The organism is Vibrio sp. 2-1-2a, assembly GCF_032648565.1.
Classification (GTDB): Bacteria; Pseudomonadota; Gammaproteobacteria; order Enterobacterales; family Vibrionaceae; genus Vibrio; species Vibrio diabolicus.
This window is the reverse complement of the sequence record NZ_WBOH01000008.1, coordinates 14372-32878: the sequence shown is the minus strand read 5'-3', so window position 1 is coordinate 32878 and position 18507 is coordinate 14372. Positions and strand designations below refer to the sequence as shown.

The 18507-nt window shown below is 44.3% G+C and carries 20 protein-coding genes; 12 read left to right on the top strand and 8 right to left on the bottom strand.

Annotated features, from left to right (window positions below; all coding sequences use genetic code 11):
• Positions 1-143 precede the first annotated feature (143 nt).
• Positions 144-1748 (top strand): S8 family peptidase, encoded by a 1605-nt coding sequence (locus F7Y48_RS19070; RefSeq protein WP_316685266.1) that lies wholly within the window; start codon positions 144-146, stop codon positions 1746-1748.
• Between the two features lie 749 nt (positions 1749-2497).
• Positions 2498-2746 (top strand): hypothetical protein, encoded by a 249-nt coding sequence (locus F7Y48_RS19065; RefSeq protein WP_316685265.1) that lies wholly within the window; start codon positions 2498-2500, stop codon positions 2744-2746.
• A 140-nt stretch (positions 2747-2886) separates the two neighbouring features.
• On the opposite strand, the gene F7Y48_RS19060 is transcribed toward F7Y48_RS19065, so the two are convergent.
• Both F7Y48_RS19060 and F7Y48_RS19055 read right to left on the bottom strand, forming a co-directional pair.
• The gene (locus F7Y48_RS19060; RefSeq protein ID WP_104970140.1) at positions 2887-3132 is read right to left on the bottom strand and encodes a hypothetical protein; all 246 of its coding nucleotides are present in this window, start codon (positions 3130-3132) and stop codon (positions 2887-2889) included.
• Positions 3133-3172: 40 nt separating this feature from the next.
• Positions 3173-3388 carry a DUF3820 family protein gene (locus F7Y48_RS19055; protein WP_182031658.1) on the bottom strand — a complete coding sequence of 72 codons (216 nt, stop codon included), beginning with the start codon at positions 3386-3388 and terminating at the stop codon, positions 3173-3175.
• 143 nt (positions 3389-3531) lie between these two features.
• On the opposite strand from F7Y48_RS19055, the gene F7Y48_RS19050 reads away from it, so the two are divergent.
• Complete coding sequence (locus tag F7Y48_RS19050) at positions 3532-3840, top strand: cysteine-rich CWC family protein (protein WP_080955956.1); 309 nt, start codon at positions 3532-3534, stop codon at positions 3838-3840.
• A gap of 38 nt (positions 3841-3878) precedes the next feature.
• Here the strand turns inward: F7Y48_RS19050 and F7Y48_RS19045 are convergent, their stop codons facing one another.
• Positions 3879-4223: a HopJ type III effector protein gene (locus F7Y48_RS19045; RefSeq protein WP_046873686.1), complete on the bottom strand. Its 345-nt coding sequence runs from the start codon at positions 4221-4223 to the stop codon at positions 3879-3881.
• A 199-nt stretch (positions 4224-4422) separates the two neighbouring features.
• Between F7Y48_RS19045 and F7Y48_RS19040 the strand changes: the two genes are divergently transcribed.
• A complete protein-coding gene (locus F7Y48_RS19040) occupies positions 4423-6192 on the top strand; it encodes a choice-of-anchor I family protein (RefSeq protein ID WP_316685264.1) in 1770 nt (589 codons plus the stop codon).
• A 71-nt stretch (positions 6193-6263) separates the two neighbouring features.
• Here the strand turns inward: F7Y48_RS19040 and F7Y48_RS19035 are convergent, their stop codons facing one another.
• Positions 6264-6602 (bottom strand): 4a-hydroxytetrahydrobiopterin dehydratase, encoded by a 339-nt coding sequence (locus tag F7Y48_RS19035; protein ID WP_005375563.1) that lies wholly within the window; start codon positions 6600-6602, stop codon positions 6264-6266.
• Positions 6592-7386 (bottom strand): phenylalanine 4-monooxygenase, encoded by a 795-nt coding sequence (gene phhA, locus F7Y48_RS19030; RefSeq protein WP_203347321.1) that lies wholly within the window; start codon positions 7384-7386, stop codon positions 6592-6594. Before phhA ends, F7Y48_RS19035 begins: the two co-directional genes overlap by 11 nt.
• Before the next feature lie 222 nt (positions 7387-7608).
• Here phhA and F7Y48_RS19025 point away from each other — a divergent pair, with 222 nt between their 5' ends.
• Positions 7609-9582 (top strand): acetoacetate--CoA ligase, encoded by a 1974-nt coding sequence (locus F7Y48_RS19025; RefSeq protein WP_316685263.1) that lies wholly within the window; start codon positions 7609-7611, stop codon positions 9580-9582.
• 155 nt (positions 9583-9737) lie between these two features.
• Here the strand turns inward: F7Y48_RS19025 and F7Y48_RS19020 are convergent, their stop codons facing one another.
• The gene (locus F7Y48_RS19020) at positions 9738-10313 is read right to left on the bottom strand and encodes a class I SAM-dependent DNA methyltransferase (RefSeq protein ID WP_006742039.1); all 576 of its coding nucleotides are present in this window, start codon (positions 10311-10313) and stop codon (positions 9738-9740) included.
• A gap of 171 nt (positions 10314-10484) precedes the next feature.
• Here F7Y48_RS19020 and F7Y48_RS19015 point away from each other — a divergent pair, with 171 nt between their 5' ends.
• A complete protein-coding gene (locus tag F7Y48_RS19015) occupies positions 10485-11363 on the top strand; it encodes a LysR family transcriptional regulator (RefSeq protein ID WP_006742040.1) in 879 nt (292 codons plus the stop codon).
• Between the two features lie 176 nt (positions 11364-11539).
• Positions 11540-12436 carry a cation diffusion facilitator family transporter gene (locus F7Y48_RS19010; RefSeq protein WP_046873689.1) on the top strand — a complete coding sequence of 299 codons (897 nt, stop codon included), beginning with the start codon at positions 11540-11542 and terminating at the stop codon, positions 12434-12436.
• A gap of 91 nt (positions 12437-12527) precedes the next feature.
• Here the strand turns inward: F7Y48_RS19010 and yddG are convergent, their stop codons facing one another.
• Entirely contained in the window at positions 12528-13430 is a 903-nt protein-coding gene (yddG, locus tag F7Y48_RS19005; protein ID WP_257887409.1) for an aromatic amino acid DMT transporter YddG, read from the bottom strand.
• A gap of 120 nt (positions 13431-13550) precedes the next feature.
• Here yddG and F7Y48_RS19000 point away from each other — a divergent pair, with 120 nt between their 5' ends.
• The 5 genes from F7Y48_RS19000 to F7Y48_RS18980 all read left to right on the top strand — a co-directional run bounded on the left by F7Y48_RS19000 (position 13551) and on the right by F7Y48_RS18980 (position 17823).
• Entirely contained in the window at positions 13551-13700 is a 150-nt protein-coding gene (locus tag F7Y48_RS19000; RefSeq protein ID WP_006742043.1) for a hypothetical protein, read from the top strand.
• A 12-nt stretch (positions 13701-13712) separates the two neighbouring features.
• Positions 13713-14363 (top strand): isoprenoid biosynthesis glyoxalase ElbB, encoded by a 651-nt coding sequence (gene elbB / locus F7Y48_RS18995; protein ID WP_046873691.1) that lies wholly within the window; start codon positions 13713-13715, stop codon positions 14361-14363.
• Between the two features lie 333 nt (positions 14364-14696).
• Positions 14697-15845 (top strand): L-threonine dehydrogenase, encoded by a 1149-nt coding sequence (gene yiaY, locus F7Y48_RS18990; protein ID WP_005391135.1) that lies wholly within the window; start codon positions 14697-14699, stop codon positions 15843-15845.
• A 138-nt stretch (positions 15846-15983) separates the two neighbouring features.
• Positions 15984-17060, top strand: coding sequence for a PQQ-dependent sugar dehydrogenase (locus tag F7Y48_RS18985; protein WP_316685261.1), 1077 nt, complete (start codon positions 15984-15986; stop codon positions 17058-17060).
• Between the two features lie 142 nt (positions 17061-17202).
• Positions 17203-17823 (top strand): HAD family hydrolase, encoded by a 621-nt coding sequence (locus F7Y48_RS18980; RefSeq protein ID WP_104970149.1) that lies wholly within the window; start codon positions 17203-17205, stop codon positions 17821-17823.
• Between the two features lie 99 nt (positions 17824-17922).
• Here the strand turns inward: F7Y48_RS18980 and F7Y48_RS18975 are convergent, their stop codons facing one another.
• Entirely contained in the window at positions 17923-18402 is a 480-nt protein-coding gene (locus F7Y48_RS18975; protein WP_258661311.1) for a Dps family protein, read from the bottom strand.
• Between the last annotated feature and the right edge of the window lie 105 nt (positions 18403-18507).

Sequence of the window (18507 nt, the reverse complement as noted above, 5' to 3'; positions counted from 1 at the left end):
CATATGGTTACTCATTGTCTAGTTTGATTTGTGTAACGTCACTGCAGCACGTATTGAGCGTACTACGCTGATTGTCTGTGTTTTCGTGTTGACAGTTTGGTACTAGGTAAAATCAACAAGACTATGATTTCAAGGAACATTTTATGTTAAAGAAACTACTAAGTTGTTGTATCACCTCCGCGCTCTGTTTTCATTCTTCTCTCGCTTTTTCGCAACCCAATGAGATTGCGGACAGTGCAGAGTTACAACAAGCTCCCGACACATTGCCTGCCACTTTGATGCTTGCACCGGACGACATCGCCATTGCAGATCGCTACATAGTGGTATTTCAACAACCGCAAATGATGGCGAGCAACTCAACAGAATTCGAGCAATTCACGCAACAGTCTGTAGACCGCATGTCTGGTTTGTATTCGATACAAGTGGAGTCGGTTTTTGACCACTCGATAAGTGGATTTGTCGCTAACTTGAGTCCTGAGCAACTGAAAGATCTGCGTTCTGATCCTCGTGTGGACTACATTGAGCAAGACAGAATCCTATCGCTTGACCCAATAGTCTCGGCAGACGCAAATCAGACCAATGCCATTTGGGGACTAGATCGAATCGACCAACGTAACTTGCCACTCGATAACAACTACAGTGCCAACTTTGATGGAACTGGTGTAACGGCTTATGTTATCGATACTGGTGTGAACAATGCACACGTTGAGTTTGGTGGGCGCTCGGTTTCTGGGTATGACTTTGTCGATAATGATGCAGATGCAAGTGACTGTAATGGACACGGTACACACGTTGCGGGCACCATTGGCGGCAGCTTGTATGGTGTTGCAAAAAACGTCAACCTTGTCGGTGTGAGAGTATTGAGCTGTAGCGGTTCGGGTTCTACATCTGGTGTTATCGCCGGTGTGGATTGGGTGACTGCGAATGCTTCCGGACCTTCAGTTGCCAATATGAGTTTAGGTGGCGGTCAATCTGTCGCTCTCGATAGCGCGGTGCAAAGTGCGGTTCAGTCAGGTGTCAGCTTTATGCTAGCAGCAGGTAACTCCAACGCCGATGCATGTAACTACTCTCCAGCACGCGTTGCTACAGGAGTGACTGTCGGCTCGACCACCAGCACGGATGCACGTTCGAGTTTTTCAAACTGGGGCAGTTGTGTGGATGTGTTTGCACCAGGCTCACAAATCAAATCTGCGTGGTATGACGGTGGTTACAAAACCATTAGTGGTACTTCGATGGCGACGCCACATGTGGCGGGTGTAGCAGCATTGTATCTTCAAGAAAACAGTTCACTGTCTCCAAGCCAAGTAGAGGCCTTGATCGTGAGCCGCGCAAGTACCGGAAAGGTGACGGACACAAGAGGCAGCGTGAACAAGCTACTTTATAGCTTAACGGATGCTGATTGTGGCCAAGACTGTGGTGGCCCAGATCCAACACCGGACCCAGAAGGCAAGTTAACCTCGGGCGTGCCAGTGAGCGGTTTAAGTGGCTCAAGCGGTCAAGTAGCGTATTACTATGTTGATGTAGAAGCTGGGCAGCGCTTAACAGTACAAATGTATGGCGGTACTGGCGATGCTGACTTGTATCTCCGTTTTGGTGCAAAACCGGCACTGAATGCATGGGACTGCCGACCTTTCAAATATGGTAACAATGAAACATGTACGGTCAGCGCGACACAAAGTGGACGCTACCACGTCATGATTCAAGGTTATTCAAACTATAACGGTGTCAGCATTCAAGCTAACTACTAGTTATTATTCTCGTTACTAAAAGAGAACAAAGCCCGCTTTTCGGTGGGCTTTGCTTTCGGGAATACTGAGTTTAATAGGTGGCGTTCGATGCTATTCAAACGCACCGGCCTTTTTCTTCAAGAACTCAACTCGAAGCAGCATCGAAGCTTTCTATTAGTACACCGCATAAGTCAGGTTCTCCAAGTCGTGTACATCAAATAGGATGCGAACTTAATCTCCTCGAGCTAACTCTTTCTCCATCATAAATCTTGGCATGATGGCAAACCCAAGATGATACAAAACAAATTCTTTACTGTGACCGCGGTTCTCAATTGCAATTTTAGGCTGTGAGACAAACGCATGACCTGACCTTGGCTGTTGATAATCGTGAACGATATAGTGGCTAATCCGAGAAGATTGTATCCACTCAAAACTCAGACCCTATACTGCACATGTTGATGGGCTGGCAACGGTAACATTGGATGAAATGGGCCTTGAACCACGCAAGATCATTATAAATGGGAACTATTAGGCAAAGAGACGCTCAAACGAGCTAAATTGGAATGGGGCAAAGACGTTACAAACCATACAGACACGCCTCTGGATATAAATGTTCTAGTCCTTTTCTATTAAATCATTAATAACCAAGGATATTGCAAAGAGAGCTGTAGGCTTGTGCTAGCCAGGGCGCCTGACATTGGGAGAGCACTAAACATAAACCTTGGATTCTGCTACCGTAAAGCCCATATTTAATTTGAGAGAGATGGATAATGAACGACAGTTGGGCTAACTTCTTTCCGTACTTTGCTGGAGCTTTTAAGCTTATTGTATTAGGTATTGGAGCTTACTTAGCTATTAAATGGCATTTTGATGAAGAGCGAAGAGTAAGGGAAGCCGAAGGCGTGGTATTCGATAAACCAAACTTCAAGAAAAAGTTCGCAATGATGCTAACCTTCCCATTCCTTCTAGGTCTTCTAGTCCTTCTCGTTATTTATGCAACTAACTGGTTTCTCTACTGACGGACTTTATTAATACGATCAACGTTTAAGCTCTCAACGGGTTTGGAGCAAAAAAGAGTCAGCCTAACAGTCTGGCTCTTTTGAATGAAAATACATGGTATCGTGGAATAACTAGGGAAGCTGTGGCAGGTTACACTCACTTACTCCTTAGGCATGTGACCAGTTTCCTTCGCAAGCTTTTGCATCGCCTCGGCAAACGTTGTTGTCCCGCCTTTAGCTTTAACCTGTATTACCTTATATCCCAACTTTTCCAACGCTTGGCGCTCTGCCAAAACAGCTTTGTCATCTTGCTGGCTACCTTGAGCTGGCTGATGAATGTAACATCCCTCTAATTTACCATCTTCGACCAATTGGTGGTGTTTCAGTGCATCGATATCAAAATTCATAATAAGTCTTTTCATTAAAAGTGGGAGTTTCTGTGGCTAGTTACATACGCTTCAAAGGCTTCACGACATTATCTAAGCCTTCAATTTTGAGCGCTAAACACAGCTTGAGCAAATCCCCTAGTTCGCCGCTTGGCCAGCCCTTTTTATCGAACCACAGTAAGTATTCTTCAGGTAGGTCGATTAACACTCGCCCTGCGTATTTCCCAAATGGCATTTGCATTCTAGCGAGTTTAATGAGGTTTTCTTTTTCTAACATATGTGACAAAGATTTGAGGTAACTCGTCCAAGAATATCACTGCCGCCCCCTCCTCACCAGTAAATCGCACTCACGTTTATTTTGGCGGCTTTGACTCGCTTTGTGCTAGAGTACGCGGCATAAAAAATGAGAACGAGAAAGCAATGAAGTCACCTTGTCGAGCTGCATGTAAAAATAACGCCGGAATATGCTCTGGTTGTCACCGAACGATGGATGAAATCATCCAATGGAAAGACAAAACCGATCTCCAACGAGATACGATTATCGAACAAATCGCAGGGAAAGATTCAACGCACAATTGTCCTGAGTGCGGGACTCAAGCCCATTGTGATATCGCCGCAGGCAAAGAAACCTGTTGGTGCTTTACTATTGAAACCCGTGATTTACCCAAGCCAAGCGCCAACCAGTTGTGTTTGTGCCGAAAATGTCTAGAAAAAAAGCCAGTCGCATAATACGACTGGCTTACTGTTCTGCGTTTTCTGACTGGTGTTTATTTAGCAGTTAAAGCGGGTGCTTCAAACTTAATACCATCCCACCCTGTTACCATAAAATTACGAATATTCTGGTGATCGCTATTCTCTGGATGCTGCAATACATCTTCACGATAAAAACGGCCAAAGCAGGCTAGCGTCGCTTCTTTGTCTAGGTTATTTAGCAAGCCGAAAGCGAAGATCTTACACGAACCGTTGTTCTCACCCGCGTTGTTTTGCGTCTCACCATTAACAAAAGCGGTTGGCTCAAACGTATAGTTTTCTTCGATCACCGCCATCGTTGCTTCAAATTCGACCTGCTCTGGTGAAGCTGCCAACAAATCTAAAAACGATTTTAATTCCATTATTCCTCTATCCCTACTTCATCATTTTGATGACACATTAGTTTCATAAAAAGCCAATATAAGAGTCATCAATCATACATATATTCAGAGACTTACCAAATCACACGTCATTCAGCGTTCCATCATTCCAATTGCGGAAATGGACAGAAGCATAAACCCCATGCTGATTGACAACGTATCGGATTGATAAGGAGATATCATGATCACCCCTTTAAAGGCAATCGGTGCACTCGCATTGTCATCACTTGCCATCGCGTGTTCATCACAACCCGAAGATACCGTGGCTTCATTCGCTACACAATGCAAACCTACCACTGCGCCCGTTGCTGGGGAAACTTCAATTCAAGGGTTAACGTTCATCGGGACATCCGTTGCTGATGCCCCATTCGACACATCGGCAGCTGAAATCGTCAGTTATGACGCTTGTACGGATAAGCTCTATGTAGTCAATGCTGAAGCAAAACGTGTCGATGTACTTTCTATGGATGACAACGGCGTACCAACGCAAACCGCATTCATTGATCTCAACAGCGCTGGCGAAGCAGCGGGCATTGAAATTGGCGCAGCAAACAGTGTCGCCGTATTCAATGGTTTGGTCGCGGTTGCGATTGAAAACAGTAATAAACAAGCGAATGGTATTGTTGGTTTGTACCGCTCTGACGATTTGTCATTAGTCACGACGTTCCCAACAGGCGCATTGCCAGACATGGTGGGCTTCTCGAAAGATGGCCGATACATCGCAACCGCTAATGAGGGCGAACCAAACAGCGATTACAGCGTCGATCCTGAAGGTAGCGTCACTTTGATCGATCTGAACCTTGGCGTTACTCAAGCAGAAGTGACACAAATTGGCTTTAATGAGTTTGATGGTTCACGAAAAGCAGAGCTCCCAATGAATGTGCGTATTTCGGGGCCAAACGCCACTATCGCTCAAGATCTAGAGCCTGAATACCTCACTTTTGCAGATAACGGTAAAATCTATGTCGCGCTACAAGAAAATAACGCCATAGCAATCGTCAATCCAGTGAGCAAATCGGTAGAAAAAATTGTTGGCTTAGGTGAGAAGTCTTGGTCGGACGCTAAACTCGATGCATCTAACAAAGACAAAATTATTGGAAACTTGAAAAGCTACCCACAACTGGTTGGCTTATTTATGCCTGACACCATCGACAGCTACTCAGTGGATGGGACAACTTACATCGTATCCGCAAATGAAGGCGACGGGCGTGAGTACGGATTCAAAACCACTCAAGAACTGTGCGATAAAGCAGGCTTTATGTGGGATGAGGACGATTTCCTTGGTACAGATGAATACACATCTGAGCAAGGGACCTGTCTAAGCCATGTTGATGAAGTGCGCGGTAAGAAGCTGAAAGTAGCAGCGGAGCACCCACTGGCAGAAGCACTAAAAGACAACAAACAACTCGCGCGTTTAAAAGTGATTAAGCCGGAAAAAACGCTTTCTGCACAAGGTAATGTTCAAGCATTTGGCACGCGTTCATTCTCGATTTGGGATGAAAACGGCAAGTTGGTCTTCGATAGTGGTGACGATTTCGCGACTATCGCGCTGCTGAATGAAGGCAAGCACTTCAACAGCACCAACGACAACAATGACAGTGGCGATGACCGAAGTGATGATAAAGGCATTGAGCCAGAGGCGATTGAAGTAGCACAAATTAACGGTCGCCATTACGTGTTCATCGGCTTAGAGCGCCAAGGCGGTATTATGATTTATGACATTACCGATCCGAAACAAGTGCAGTTCCTACATTACGTAAACCGTCGTGATTACAATCAGCCAGTGTGTACACAAGTGGAAGATGGAGAATGCACCAACGACACATACAATCCAAAAGCAGGCGATTTAGGCCCAGAATCCATCAATTACTTTACCCGTAATGGTAGTCATTTTATCGCTGTTGGCAATGAGGTATCTGGCACGACATCCGTCTTCCGAATTAACCTATAAAGCAATGTAAAAGTCATTTAGAAACACAACGCCCGGCATAAAGCCGGGCGTTTTTTGTGTGATGTAATGTCCTACTCTGCCGATGCTAGTGCGTCACACTTTGATGCGCAGATAAAATCGTTTTTATGCAGACCTTTGATCGAGTGACTCCACCACGTTACGGTGACCTTACCCCACTCCAACAAAATAGAAGGATGGTGGAACTCATCTTCTGCCAGTTCCGCGATTTTGTTACTGAAAGCCCATGCTTGTTTGAAGTTCTTAAATTTATACACCTTTTCTAGTTGAGGTATGTCTTCTCTTTCAATGATCTGCCAATCAGACAATTGCAGCAGCAGAGATTGTTGTTCTTCTTTGCTTAGTGCAATGGCATCGATACTACAAGCTTCGCATTTTTGTTCATTCAACATGAGCAGGTTCCTTTGGTTCAAAAAGTGGAGGAAGCAGTCCAGCTTCAATCGCTAGATCGGCTTGTTTCAATAAATTTAACTGACTGATTTTAAAGAGCTGAGAAAAGTCATCAATCACGTAGTACTTCGGTTGCATGATGTCGATACGATAAGGCGTTCTCAGCACAGTTTGTAATTCAAATGGGTCGCGAATTGCTACATCACTCTCTAATGCGTAGAGGGTTTCGCCAGGAGATGAAAGAATACCACCACCGTAAATTTTGGTTTTGTCCCCTTCTTTCACCAAGCCAAACTCTACGGTAAACCAGTAAAGACGAGCGAGATAGGCTCTTTGTTTTGGTGTAGCGGCTTGCCCTAGTTGACCATAATGCTCGGTAAATGCAGCAAAATCTGGGTTGGTTAACATCGCGCAATGACCAAATATTTCGTGGAAGAAATCCGGCTCTTGCAAGTAATCAAACTCTTCTCTGGTACGCAAGAATGTGGCGACGGGAAAGCGCTTATTACCGAGCAGATTAAAAAAACGGTCGAAGTCAATAAGCGCAGGAACGGGCTCCACTTGCCAACCTGTTGTCTCCATCAGGACACGATTAATTTCTGGCAATTGAGGAACGCGGTCTTGAGGTAAATCAAGCAGCGTTAAACCGTGTAAATAAGCCTCACAAGCTCTGTTTTGGATCACACCCATTTGTCGTGTTACCAAATCTCGCCAAATGGCGTCTTCTTCACGGCTCCATTCAACCCTGCCTTCCTGGTTTACGGGTTTAGAACGATACTGAGTCATGGCACATCTCCATTAACAAATCCTTTACATTAAGCCTATCTTCAGTCTTGAGAGCTTCCAATCCCTACACGATTTTCTCAGTATCGATTCGATGTAACATATTGTTTACAACGCACCGTAACTGCATGATTTTTATGACACGATATAATATCTAGCTTGTTTGACTTTATCGTGTATTCCTCTCAAACTAAAATCTGTTACCACTTTGTTATAGAGGGACCTATGCGCGAGAGCAGCAAAGTATGGCAACCGAGCGAAAGTCGTATCGAAGAAGCCAACATCACACAGTTTATTGAACACATTAATCGACAAGGAAATACCATTGGAAACTTCGCCGATCTGCATCAATGGTCGCTCGATCATGTGGAAAAATTTTGGCAAGAAGTCTGGTTATTCTGCGACGTCATTGGTACTCAAGGAGAGACCGTAAAGGAGCAAGCAGAAAGTCGCTGGCAGCAACCCGTCGAAAATAGGGACATCAAATGGTTCCCTAACGCACAAATTAACTACGCAGAAAACTTGCTAACCTACGCGTGTCACCAACCCGATGATCTCGCGATTTGGTTTGAAAATGAACGTGAAGAAAAGCAAACCTACACATGGAAACAATTGTGTGAAGAAGTTTCGAGTGTCCAGCAATGGTTGAAAGAATGTGGAATCAAGCAAGGTGATGTCGTCGCTGGCTATTTGCCTCACTTACCTCAAACGGTGATAGCCATGTTAGCAACCACCAGTTTAGGGGCAACCTGGACTTCTACCTCACCTGATTTTGGCGTTGAAAGCGTTTTGGAGCGCTTTGGTCAAGTGAAACCTAAAATCCTGTTTACTTGTGATGGCTATACATTCAATGGCAAAACTTTCGATATGTCTGAGAAAAACCAGCATATTGCGGATCATCTTGATGGTCTTAAACAGGTTTGCCAAATTAGCTACCTGAAACCACACATTTTTGAATGCGACGTCTGCACTCAAGATTGGCAAAACGTCCTGAATCAATACACACCCGAAGCGCTGACTTTTACTCGTGTTAATTTTAACGATCCGCTATTTGTGCTCTATTCTTCAGGCACGACAGGCAAACCGAAATGCATCGTTCATTCCGTCGGCGGAACAGTGCTTAACCATTTGAAAGAGCACCAACTGCATTGCGACATCCAACCTAACGACAGAGTGTTTTATTACACGACCTGCGGTTGGATGATGTGGAACTGGCACGTTTCTTCACTCGCGAGCGGCGCATGTTTAGTAATTTTTGATGGTAGCCCTGTTTATCCCGCTCATAACGTGCTTTGGGACCTCGCTGAACAAGCCGAAGTGACGCTGTTTGGAACTTCGGCGAAATACCTAGAGGCATTGGAAAAAGTTTCTTTTTCTCCGCCGAAAAGTGATGCATTTCCAAGTCTGAAAACCATTTGTTCAACGGGCTCGGTTCTGTATCCAGAGCAGTTTGATTATGTCTATCAGCACATTAAAGAAGATGTACACCTCGCATCAATCTCAGGCGGGACAGACATTTGTGGCTGCTTTGTGTTAGGCAACCCTATTTCTCCCGTTTATCGAGGAGAGTGCCAATCCGCAGGGTTAGGGGTCGATGTCAGAGTCTTTAACCCACAAGGTAATAGCGTAATTGGAGAGCGCGGTGAGTTGGTTTGTGCCAATTCATTGCCCAACTTCCCCGCTGGCTTTTGGAACGACACCGGGGAAAGATACCATCGTGCTTATTGGGATAAGTTCGACAATATTTGGCACCACGGCGACGATGTTGAACAAACCAGCGTTGGTGGATACGTGTTTTATGGTCGAAGTGATACCACGTTGAATCCCGGTGGCGTAAGAATCGGCACGGCCGAAATCTATCAGCAAGTGAACAGTATAGACGGTATTCTAGATTCCATCGCAGTAGGAAAAGAAGTCGATCGCAACGAACAAATATGGCTATTTGTCCAATTAATGAAAGGGATAGAGCTCAACGACGAGATGATCGCCTCTATCAAAGCACAACTAAAATCTGCATGTTCTCCAAGACATGTACCTAGTGCAATTTACGCAATAAGCGATATACCTAAAACCCGTTCGGGAAAATTGGTTGAGTTAGCCGTTAAGCAAGTCGTTAACAATCGGAGCGTAGAAAATTTAGGCGCAATAGCCAACCCTGAAGTATTGGAGGAGATACGCAGGATAGTCGCCCAAAAATAACCTCAGAACACTTGATTGTTAGGGAACCACTTTGCTTACACACGCAGCGACAGGTTGAAGAACAAGTGAGATTAACTTGGGTACATACCCTCAACCGATAAGAAAAAAGCGAGCTAGGTAGCTCGCTTTTATCATGTGGTGTTCTTTATTCAGTCTTAACGGCGACCAAGCCCCATTAATACCGACATCGTTTTACCGTCAGATGTAATGTCAAAAACGTGTTGTGATTCCACTTCAGTAAAACCTGCATCTTTCAAAGCACGTTTAGACTTCGCAAGGGTAAAACCGTCTTGTTCAGATTCTGCAATCCAATCAAAATGAACAAAGTAACCGCCGTGGTTAAGTAAAGAATGCGAGATTTTTAATGACGCGTCTAAGTCTTCCACAAACGCTAAAACTGACGATGCAACTACTAGGTCAAACTGTCCACGAAACGCTGGATGCTGAGCGACCAAGCCGCGAGACAATGCATCTACGACAGGTTCTACATTGGCAAGCTCTTTTTTATCGAGTTCTTCAATCATGGCTTCCGATGCGTCTAATGCTACGATGTCTTTAACCATCGGTGACAATCGTTGACTTAACTGCCCTGTTCCGCATCCAAAATCTAGTACTTTAATGCCATCAAGCTGAGTTAGCTGTTGTAACTGCTCAAACACCGACTGCGCAAATTGCTCTGTTGCTGGATTTGATTCCCAGTTTTTTGCTAAGCCGTCCCAATCTTGTGCCATCGTGGCCTCCATGTTCACTTTTTGTAACCCACATAGATTACCGCAAAACCGTTAAAAGACCATAGACTTATCTGGCGGATTCGCGTTTTTTTCGATAATCTTTCACGGCTTTGGGAGCACATCTGCATAATACCCAAATTATTTGAATTCATTTATTGGTTGTGTCAAATCATGAACTTAACTCAAGTAGAAGCCTTCTGCACCATCGCTGAGTGTGGTTCTGTTTCTGAAGCAGCAAGGCAACTCGATTGTAATCGCACCAAACTCAGTATGTCGATTAAGGCTTTAGAGAAAGATCTCAACGTTGAGTTGTTTACCCGAACTGGCAACCAGCTCACTCTCTCTGAAGCTGGGAAAGCCATTTACAAAGATTGCGAACACCTACTTATCATCGCACAGCGGATAAGAAAAACCTGTGCTCAAATCTCGGAAGGTTTTAACGCGGAAGTTTGGGTTGCACGTGACGACTCCTTGCCTGATGATCTCTGGCAGGAGCTTTCTCATACACTGAATAACCGCTTCCCTTCCACAACCTTCAACTTAATCTTGGCATCCAGTGGCGACTTAGCCAACTTAGTCAGTACCCACCAAGTGGATTTTGCCTTTGGTGTTGATTATGAGCGCGTCGACGATCCTCGTATCGTGTATAACCCGCTAGGCAAGATACGTATGATGTCAGTATGCAGTGCAGAACATCGCCTAAGTAAGATGCGCCGAGTCTCAGACGAAGATCTGCGCAGCCAGATGCAAGCGTTGATGGTGTACCTAAATGAGAAAGACAACCCTGAACTGCAGCCTTTCTCGACTCGATACATTGGCTTTTCGAGTTTTGACTACATGCTCAACACCATCTTAGAAGAAGACGCTTGGGGTGTACTGCCAGAACCATTAATCCGCCATTACCTTCGCCAGCAAAAGCTCGCCGTTATCAAGCATACATACGGATTGACACAAGAAGACTACTGTATGTTTTCACCTAACGGTCAAACTGAGCACCCAGCAATGACATGGTTAGCGGATAAATTGAGCGAGTATTTATTTGACTTCTAAACATTTTATCAGTGAGCGCCAATTTTATTGGCACCAAGATCATGCGGCAAGTTATTGTTTTATAAGAACATAAACAAAAACGCAACTTTTTAGATTAGAACCTGCTCACTTAGTGGTTGCCTAAATTACCTTATGCGAGAAGAATAGTAAGGTATTAAAATTTAAAGGCATCTTTTATGTGTGACAGGACAAGCAAAAACGAAAACCGTATTCTAACCATTTCAGCCCTTTTAGCATCTGGGTTCGCTGCTGGTGGTATGGTACTTGGCTTGCTTGTAGGATCAATTGTCATCGTTTTTGACGGTGTTTACTCTTTGGTCAGCTTACTGTTAACTTTATTGTCACTGGCCGCTTCCTACTATATTAACAAGCCCTCAAAATCTGTATTCCCATTTGGAAAAGCGGTCTTAGAGCCAATCGTTATTGCGATAAAAGCGGCTGTTATTTTAGTGGTTGTAAGCTTTTCTCTTTACTCTGCAATTTCAGCATTGATGTCCGGAGGCCGTGAAGTCGATGCTTCTATTGCGACTCTATTCGGCATCGTAAACGTCATCGGTTGTGGTTACGCTTGGTGGTTTATGGCTAAACGCAGCCGTCGCTTCTCATCAGGCTTGATTGAAGCAGAGAAAAAACAGTGGCAGATGGATACGCTATTAAGTGTGGCAGTGACGGTAGGATTTGTTGCAGCTTGGGCTGTATCACTAACGCCATTCGCTGAATATGCGGTTTATGCCGATCCTATGATGATGGTGCTAATGGGCTTCTACTTTCTGAAAGTTCCTTTTGATATGTTGGTTGGTGCACTACGTGAGCTACTAATGATGACACCAAGCAAAGAGCTATGTCAGGTCGTTGGCAATGATGTACTAGAGATAGAAAAAACATCTGACCACCAGCTAAAGTTAGCGGGTATCACTAAAGTGGGCCAAGAGCTTCGTATTAACATCGATTTGCACGTCGATGACGACACCATCGCATTAGATAAGTTGGAACAAACTCGTACTCAGTTAACGAAACGTCTGTCGAAGCACAGATTCAAACTGCAACTCCATTTAAACGTCGCAAACTGTTAGAACACGAAAGAAAAAAGCTCCCTCGGTCGGGAGCTTTTTTCTTTCTGTCATTTGAGCATACAGCGCAAAGATAAAACCAGATAATTTTGGTTTAACCTGCTGCTTCACGCTTCTCCTTGGTGACTACCCAGCAAAGCAAAGAGCCCACCGTAACCATCACAACCCCCTGCCAAAAGCTCGGGCTCAACGTCACACCAAGAATAATGGAAGAAAATAGCGCAGAGAAAATGGGCGTAAAGTAAGAAAGTGTCGCAAGAAAGACCATGTTTCCGCCAACAATCGCGATGTTCCACAAACCATAACCACCAGCCATCAACGCCGCAGAAGCAAAAAGGTAGCCCATTGCTTCCCATGAAAAAGTCATCTCTGGCTCATCAGCAAACGCATATTTCACCCATAACGAAACAGCAGTAGCAATGAAAAACAACGTAATCGCGTTATGTTTGGATTGCTGCCTCTGGGTTAAATTACAATAAAAAGCCCATATAACTGCTCCTGCTAAAGCCATAAAGTAAACCAAAGGGTTACTACTGACATTGGACATAATCTGAGTAACGGATAAGCCATTTTCACCACTCACCGTCCACGCGACTCCGATAAACGCCAGCGCAACCGCTGGATAAAGCAGCCAGTTTGTTTTTTTGTTACTGCCTAAAACCGCAAACAAAACGGTGAGTGCTGGCCAAAGGTAATTGACAATCGACACCTCAATAGCCTGCGCACGCGAGTTGGAATATCCCAGAGATAAAGCGAGAAATATTTCATAACAAACGAACATCGCACCCCCAAGCACGAGATATTTTGGAGAAAAGTACGATAACTTCGGAATGCCAACTACGATAAGAAGGAAAATAGAACTGAGAGAGTACAACATGGCTGCCCCGCCCACGGGACCTAGGCTCTCGGTTACCAACCTGGCAATGCCAAGTAAGCAACTCCAAGAGAGGATCGCAATACAACCATAAAGTGTGAAACGAAATTGCACTGATTTCATGTGACCTACCACTCACGAATGCCAAAGGAAACATCAGCTTAACTCAAAAATGATCAGGTTCAACGTACTGTTTTATAAAAATCAGTATAAAAATCACTCCATTACGCAGTTGGAGTCGATATGAAACATTTTCTGCCCTCGAGTGTTATGCTTACACCTTTTGTTGTGCGCTACTATGATGAAGAAGACGACGATAGCGAAATCGCCGAAACTGATTCGAGCACTCAACATCTAAAAGAAACAGAGCAACAAACGGAAACCTCAGACTAAAGGAATTCTCAAATGAAAAAAGTCGCAGTTATCTTCAGTGGTTCAGGTGTTTACGATGGCACAGAACTACATGAAGCCGTATTAGCACTCCATGCCATTGAAAAAGAGGGTGCATCATGGCATTGCTTTGCTCCTAACATCGATCAATTACACGTGATTAATCATCTAACTGGCGAAGAGATGGACGAAACACGAAATGTGTTGGTGGAATCTGCACGCCTTGCACGTGGCAATATTGATGATGTTGCAAGATTGAATCCAGATGAGTTTGATGCCCTACTCTTACCTGGCGGTTTTGGTGCCGCTAAAAATCTCACTGACTTCGCAGTATCAGGGGCTGAGTGCTCGATTAATACACACGTAGCTCAAGCATGTCGCGCATTCGCTCATGCGAAAAAGCCAGCAGGTTATCTGTGTATTTCACCTGTCATTATTCCGATGATTTATGATCAAGGCGTGAAAGGCACCGTAGGCAACGATGAAGCGATCTCGATAGCATTTAATCAAATGGGCGGTGAGCACATCACTTGCTCTGTCGAAGATATCGTTTTTGATGAAACACACCTCGTTCTATCAACCCCAGCTTATATGTTGGCAGAGAATATCTCTCAAGCGGCATCAGGTATCGAAAAGTTAGTATCAAAGCTGATTGATATTGCCTAATTATTGATAGATAACTTATAAACCTACCTCCCATCCCCATTGATAGTTAAGTTATTAATGGGGATTTTTTATACTTTAGTCTAATTTAGAGATATATCCGTATTAGATATCAATTTTTGCCAATCGATTGCGTCACTGGTTTCATATTTGTTCTACTTTATATCTGTGTTGCACCTATACGCTGTGCAACAAGATCACTGTCACAGTTTTTCTCTTGCAAATACCCCTAAATAGGTAAACTTGCTTCAGATCAACTTCAATCTGGAAACGAGTGTGCGACAGTAAATGGCAAATTAAGAAAGATTATTAAAAATAACGACGGAGCTATCCAATATGACAAGTGCATTTTTTATCCCTACGGTAAACCTAATGGGCGCTGGTTGTTTAAAAGACGCAGCAGACAGCATCCAATCTCAAGGCTTTAAAAAAGGTTTGATCGTTACGGATAAGATCCTTAACCAAATCGGTGTAGTCAAACAAGTTCAAGACCTTCTCACTGAACGCGACGTAGCAACCGTTGTGTACGATGGCACTCAACCAAACCCTACTATCACCAACGTTAATGATGGCTTAGCTTTATTAAAAGAAAACGAATGTGACTTCGTTATCTCACTCGGAGGCGGCTCACCGCACGATTGTGCAAAAGGTATCGCTTTAGTAGCGTCAAACGGCGGCAAGATCGGCGATTACGAAGGCGTTGACCAATCCGCAAAACCAATGCTGCCTCTCGTATCAATCAACACAACGGCTGGTACTGCTTCTGAAATGACGCGTTTCTGCATCATCACAGATGAAGAGCGCCACATTAAGATGGCGATTGTGGACAAACACACAACACCATTGATGTCAGTGAATGATCCCGAGTTGATGCTTGCTAAACCTGCGTCTCTTACTGCCGCAACAGGTATGGATGCGCTAACACACGCAATCGAAGCTTACGTATCTATCGCTGCGACACCAATCACTGACGCGGTAGCAATCAAAGCAATTGAACTGATTCAAGCTCACCTTCGCACAGCAGTGAAAAACGGTGAAAACCTTGAAGCTCGCGAGCAAATGGCATACGCACAGTTCATGGCAGGTATGGCATTCAACAACGCATCTCTTGGTTACGTTCACGCAATGGCGCACCAACTAGGCGGCTTCTACGACCTGCCACACGGTGTATGTAACGCAATTCTTCTACCTCACGTACAACGTTACAATGCGCAAGTATGTCCAGAGCGTTTACGTGATGTTGCTAAAGCAATGGGTGTTGATGTTGAAGGTATGTCAGCAGAGCAAGGTGCTGCGGCGGCCATTGATGCTATCGTTGAGCTCGCTAAAGATGTCGGCATCCCATCAGGCATTAAAGAACTTGGTGCGAAGCTAGAAGACATCCCAACCCTAGCGGACAACGCGCTAAAAGACGCTTGTGGTTTCACTAACCCGAAACAAGCAACGCACGAAGAGATCTCTAAGATCTTCGAAGAAGCGATGTAGGCTCGCTAAGTAAACAATTCTCTAGTCTTAATTCAATCCCCGATCTCGTATTGGGGATTTTTTATGTTCGCATACCCTGCCAAACGTCCTCTTTTAGTGTTAGTTTTTAAGTATCTTGGATTCATATTGGAAGGAACCATGAGAACGATCACTGCGACCCTACTCGCTTGCCTAGCTTTTTCTATTGATGCTGCGGAATATCGTGCCAATGAGGTTGCCAATGGGTTTCAAATCCCATGGGGAATTGAATTTCTCGATAAGCAACAAATGATCGTGAATGAAAAAAACGGCACCGTTTCATTACTCAATATTGCTTCGGGAAAACAACAAACCCTCTTCAAAGTGCCGAATGTGAACACCAGAGGGCAAGCTGGTTTATTAGGTGTAGCTCTAGTGCCGAATACCGCTCCACAAAATCCACAACTTTTCTTTACTTACAGCAAACGTACCGATAAAGGAAATACTGTAGCCTTAGCGACCGCACAATTGAAAAACAATCAACTTGTGGGTTGGAAAGACGTCTTTGTCGCCGACGCCATCACGGACACCAGTCGTCATTACGGCAGCCGTATTGCGTTTGTCGATGACAAGGTTTACTTCTCAATTGGGGACCGTGGCGAACGTGATAATGGGCAAGACACTCAAACCCATGCAGGCACTATTCTTCGTCTCAACCTTGATGGCTCGGTACCACAAGATAATCCATTCAAGACTTCTGAGGCTCGCCCTGAAATATGGAGTTACGGGCACCGTAACCCACAAGGCATGTTTTACGACAAAGCAACAAAACAGCTTTGGTCGATTGAACATGGCCCTCGTGGTGGTGATGAAATCAACCTGATTAGGAAAGGTGCAAACTACGGCTGGGCAAAAGTCTCTCAGGGTAAAGAGTATTGGGGACCGTTAGACGTTGGAGAAGCGAAAAGCTTACCGAATATGGAAGACCCAAAGTTGGTTTATATTCCGTCTATCGCGCCAAGCAATATGGTGGTATATCGTGGCGATAAATACTCTGAGTTAAATGGAAAAGTTTTAGCGGGAGCACTAAAACTAACTCACATTAACGTGGTATCCATTCAAAATGGCAAACTAAAAGAATCAGCGCGATTGATGGAAGACCTCGGCGAACGAGTCAGGGATATCACCATCAGTCCGGATGGCTATGTCTATTTTTCAACAGATACAGGCAAAATTTTCCGTCTTGAAGAGAAGTAATCAAACTCCAACATCATTGAGACTATTTAATTTGTGACGTATCAGTGATTTATTTTCGTACAAGGAAAACGTTTGAATCTAAAATTAACAGTAACCTTTTGTTTTTAGAAAGATAGCTTGGTTTAAGTCGTACGAGGTCATCATGGTTCCTTTTCCATTAAAACTTGAAAGAGTCAAAGCCGTTATTTTCGACTTAGACAATACACTCGTCAGCTCCGATATGAACTTTAAAGATCTTCGTCAGCAACTAGGCTGTCCACAAAACGAAGATTTATTGGATTTTGTTGATAAGCTTGACCATCCACATCAGAGAGAGCATGCCCATAATGTCATCTTTGATCATGAAATTTCTGATGCAGAGCAGTCATCTCCGATGCTGGGTTGCCACGAGCTTTTGGCATACTTACATCAGCATAAAGTTAAAACCGCGATAGTAACGCGCAACTGTTTGATCGCTACGCAGCGTAAGTTGGAACATAACCAAATTGATGTTGAACATGTCCTCACTCGTGAATGCTACCCAGCAAAACCTGATCCTTTATCACTCCAAGTCCTAGCTAAAGAGTGGCGATTAATGCCAGATGAAGTGCTTTATGTGGGCGATTTCCTTTATGACCTACAAGCCGCATACAACGCCCAAATGCCATCCTGCCTTGTTCACCACAATACGACTGCACAATTCCACGACTCCGCCTCTCTTGCTGTAACAGAACTGACCGATTTACTCGAACATTTTCAGTCTTTTAAGCACATTCGCTACTAACTAGGTACTTTCATAAACAAAAGGAGCACTCGCGTGCTCCTTTGACTTATTCCCGATTTATTTATGCGCCCCCAAGTGAGTGCTTGGGTGATGCGTCGCTTAGCCTTGTAGGTAAGCGTTAAGCATCCACATTAATTTTTCTTGCTCACGGATGTAGTCACCCATCAATGCTGCGGTACCTTCGTCGCCTGCTTCACCCGCGTTTTGTAGAATCTCACGCTGTTTTAGAAGTAGAACGCTAAAGCCTTGAACCAGACCTTGTACACACTCCTTACCAGAAGTCGCGTTTTGATGTTCTTTAATTTCACTTGCTTCCAAGTAGTGGCTGAATGCGTGCGCTGGCGTATGACCCAAAGTTAGAATACGCTCTGCAAGCTCATCGATTTTTGTTTGTAGATCCGTGTAGATCTCTTCAAATTTTACGTGCAGTTCGAAGAATTGCGCACCTTTAATGTTCCAGTGGTAACCGCGAGAGTTCATGTACAACACTTGGTAATGCGCTAACAGTTGATTTAGCTGTTGAGCTAGTTGTGCTGATTGTTCGCTGTCTAGACCAATTAGGCTTACTTGTTTGTTCATAATCTTGCTCCTAGAAGGATGATACCAATCGTAGTAACGAACGATTCTCTTACCGGGATTGGTATAAAGTTTAAAAATTCTTTTGCAGTATTTGCTGCCGATGGA

Coding starts and splice junctions, on each gene's coding strand:
- F7Y48_RS18980 (WP_104970149.1), top strand. CDS start 17,203: ATGGTTCCTTTTCCATTAAAACTTGAAAGAGTCAAAGCCGTTATTTTC.
- F7Y48_RS19045 (WP_046873686.1), bottom strand. CDS start 4,223: ATGGAATTAAAATCGTTTTTAGATTTGTTGGCAGCTTCACCAGAGCAG.
- F7Y48_RS18975 (WP_258661311.1), bottom strand. CDS start 18,402: ATGAACAAACAAGTAAGCCTAATTGGTCTAGACAGCGAACAATCAGCA.
- F7Y48_RS19015 (WP_006742040.1), top strand. CDS start 10,485: ATGAACTTAACTCAAGTAGAAGCCTTCTGCACCATCGCTGAGTGTGGT.
- F7Y48_RS19000 (WP_006742043.1), top strand. CDS start 13,551: ATGAAACATTTTCTGCCCTCGAGTGTTATGCTTACACCTTTTGTTGTG.
- F7Y48_RS18985 (WP_316685261.1), top strand. CDS start 15,984: ATGAGAACGATCACTGCGACCCTACTCGCTTGCCTAGCTTTTTCTATT.
- F7Y48_RS19040 (WP_316685264.1), top strand. CDS start 4,423: ATGATCACCCCTTTAAAGGCAATCGGTGCACTCGCATTGTCATCACTT.
- yiaY (WP_005391135.1), top strand. CDS start 14,697: ATGACAAGTGCATTTTTTATCCCTACGGTAAACCTAATGGGCGCTGGT.
- F7Y48_RS19070 (WP_316685266.1), top strand. CDS start 144: ATGTTAAAGAAACTACTAAGTTGTTGTATCACCTCCGCGCTCTGTTTT.
- F7Y48_RS19055 (WP_182031658.1), bottom strand. CDS start 3,388: ATGTTAGAAAAAGAAAACCTCATTAAACTCGCTAGAATGCAAATGCCA.
- F7Y48_RS19060 (WP_104970140.1), bottom strand. CDS start 3,132: ATGAATTTTGATATCGATGCACTGAAACACCACCAATTGGTCGAAGAT.
- F7Y48_RS19020 (WP_006742039.1), bottom strand. CDS start 10,313: ATGGCACAAGATTGGGACGGCTTAGCAAAAAACTGGGAATCAAATCCA.
- yddG (WP_257887409.1), bottom strand. CDS start 13,430: ATGAAATCAGTGCAATTTCGTTTCACACTTTATGGTTGTATTGCGATC.
- F7Y48_RS19025 (WP_316685263.1), top strand. CDS start 7,609: ATGCGCGAGAGCAGCAAAGTATGGCAACCGAGCGAAAGTCGTATCGAA.
- phhA (WP_203347321.1), bottom strand. CDS start 7,386: ATGACTCAGTATCGTTCTAAACCCGTAAACCAGGAAGGCAGGGTTGAA.
- F7Y48_RS19010 (WP_046873689.1), top strand. CDS start 11,540: ATGTGTGACAGGACAAGCAAAAACGAAAACCGTATTCTAACCATTTCA.
- F7Y48_RS19050 (WP_080955956.1), top strand. CDS start 3,532: ATGAAGTCACCTTGTCGAGCTGCATGTAAAAATAACGCCGGAATATGC.
- F7Y48_RS19035 (WP_005375563.1), bottom strand. CDS start 6,602: ATGTTGAATGAACAAAAATGCGAAGCTTGTAGTATCGATGCCATTGCA.
- elbB (WP_046873691.1), top strand. CDS start 13,713: ATGAAAAAAGTCGCAGTTATCTTCAGTGGTTCAGGTGTTTACGATGGC.
- F7Y48_RS19065 (WP_316685265.1), top strand. CDS start 2,498: ATGAACGACAGTTGGGCTAACTTCTTTCCGTACTTTGCTGGAGCTTTT.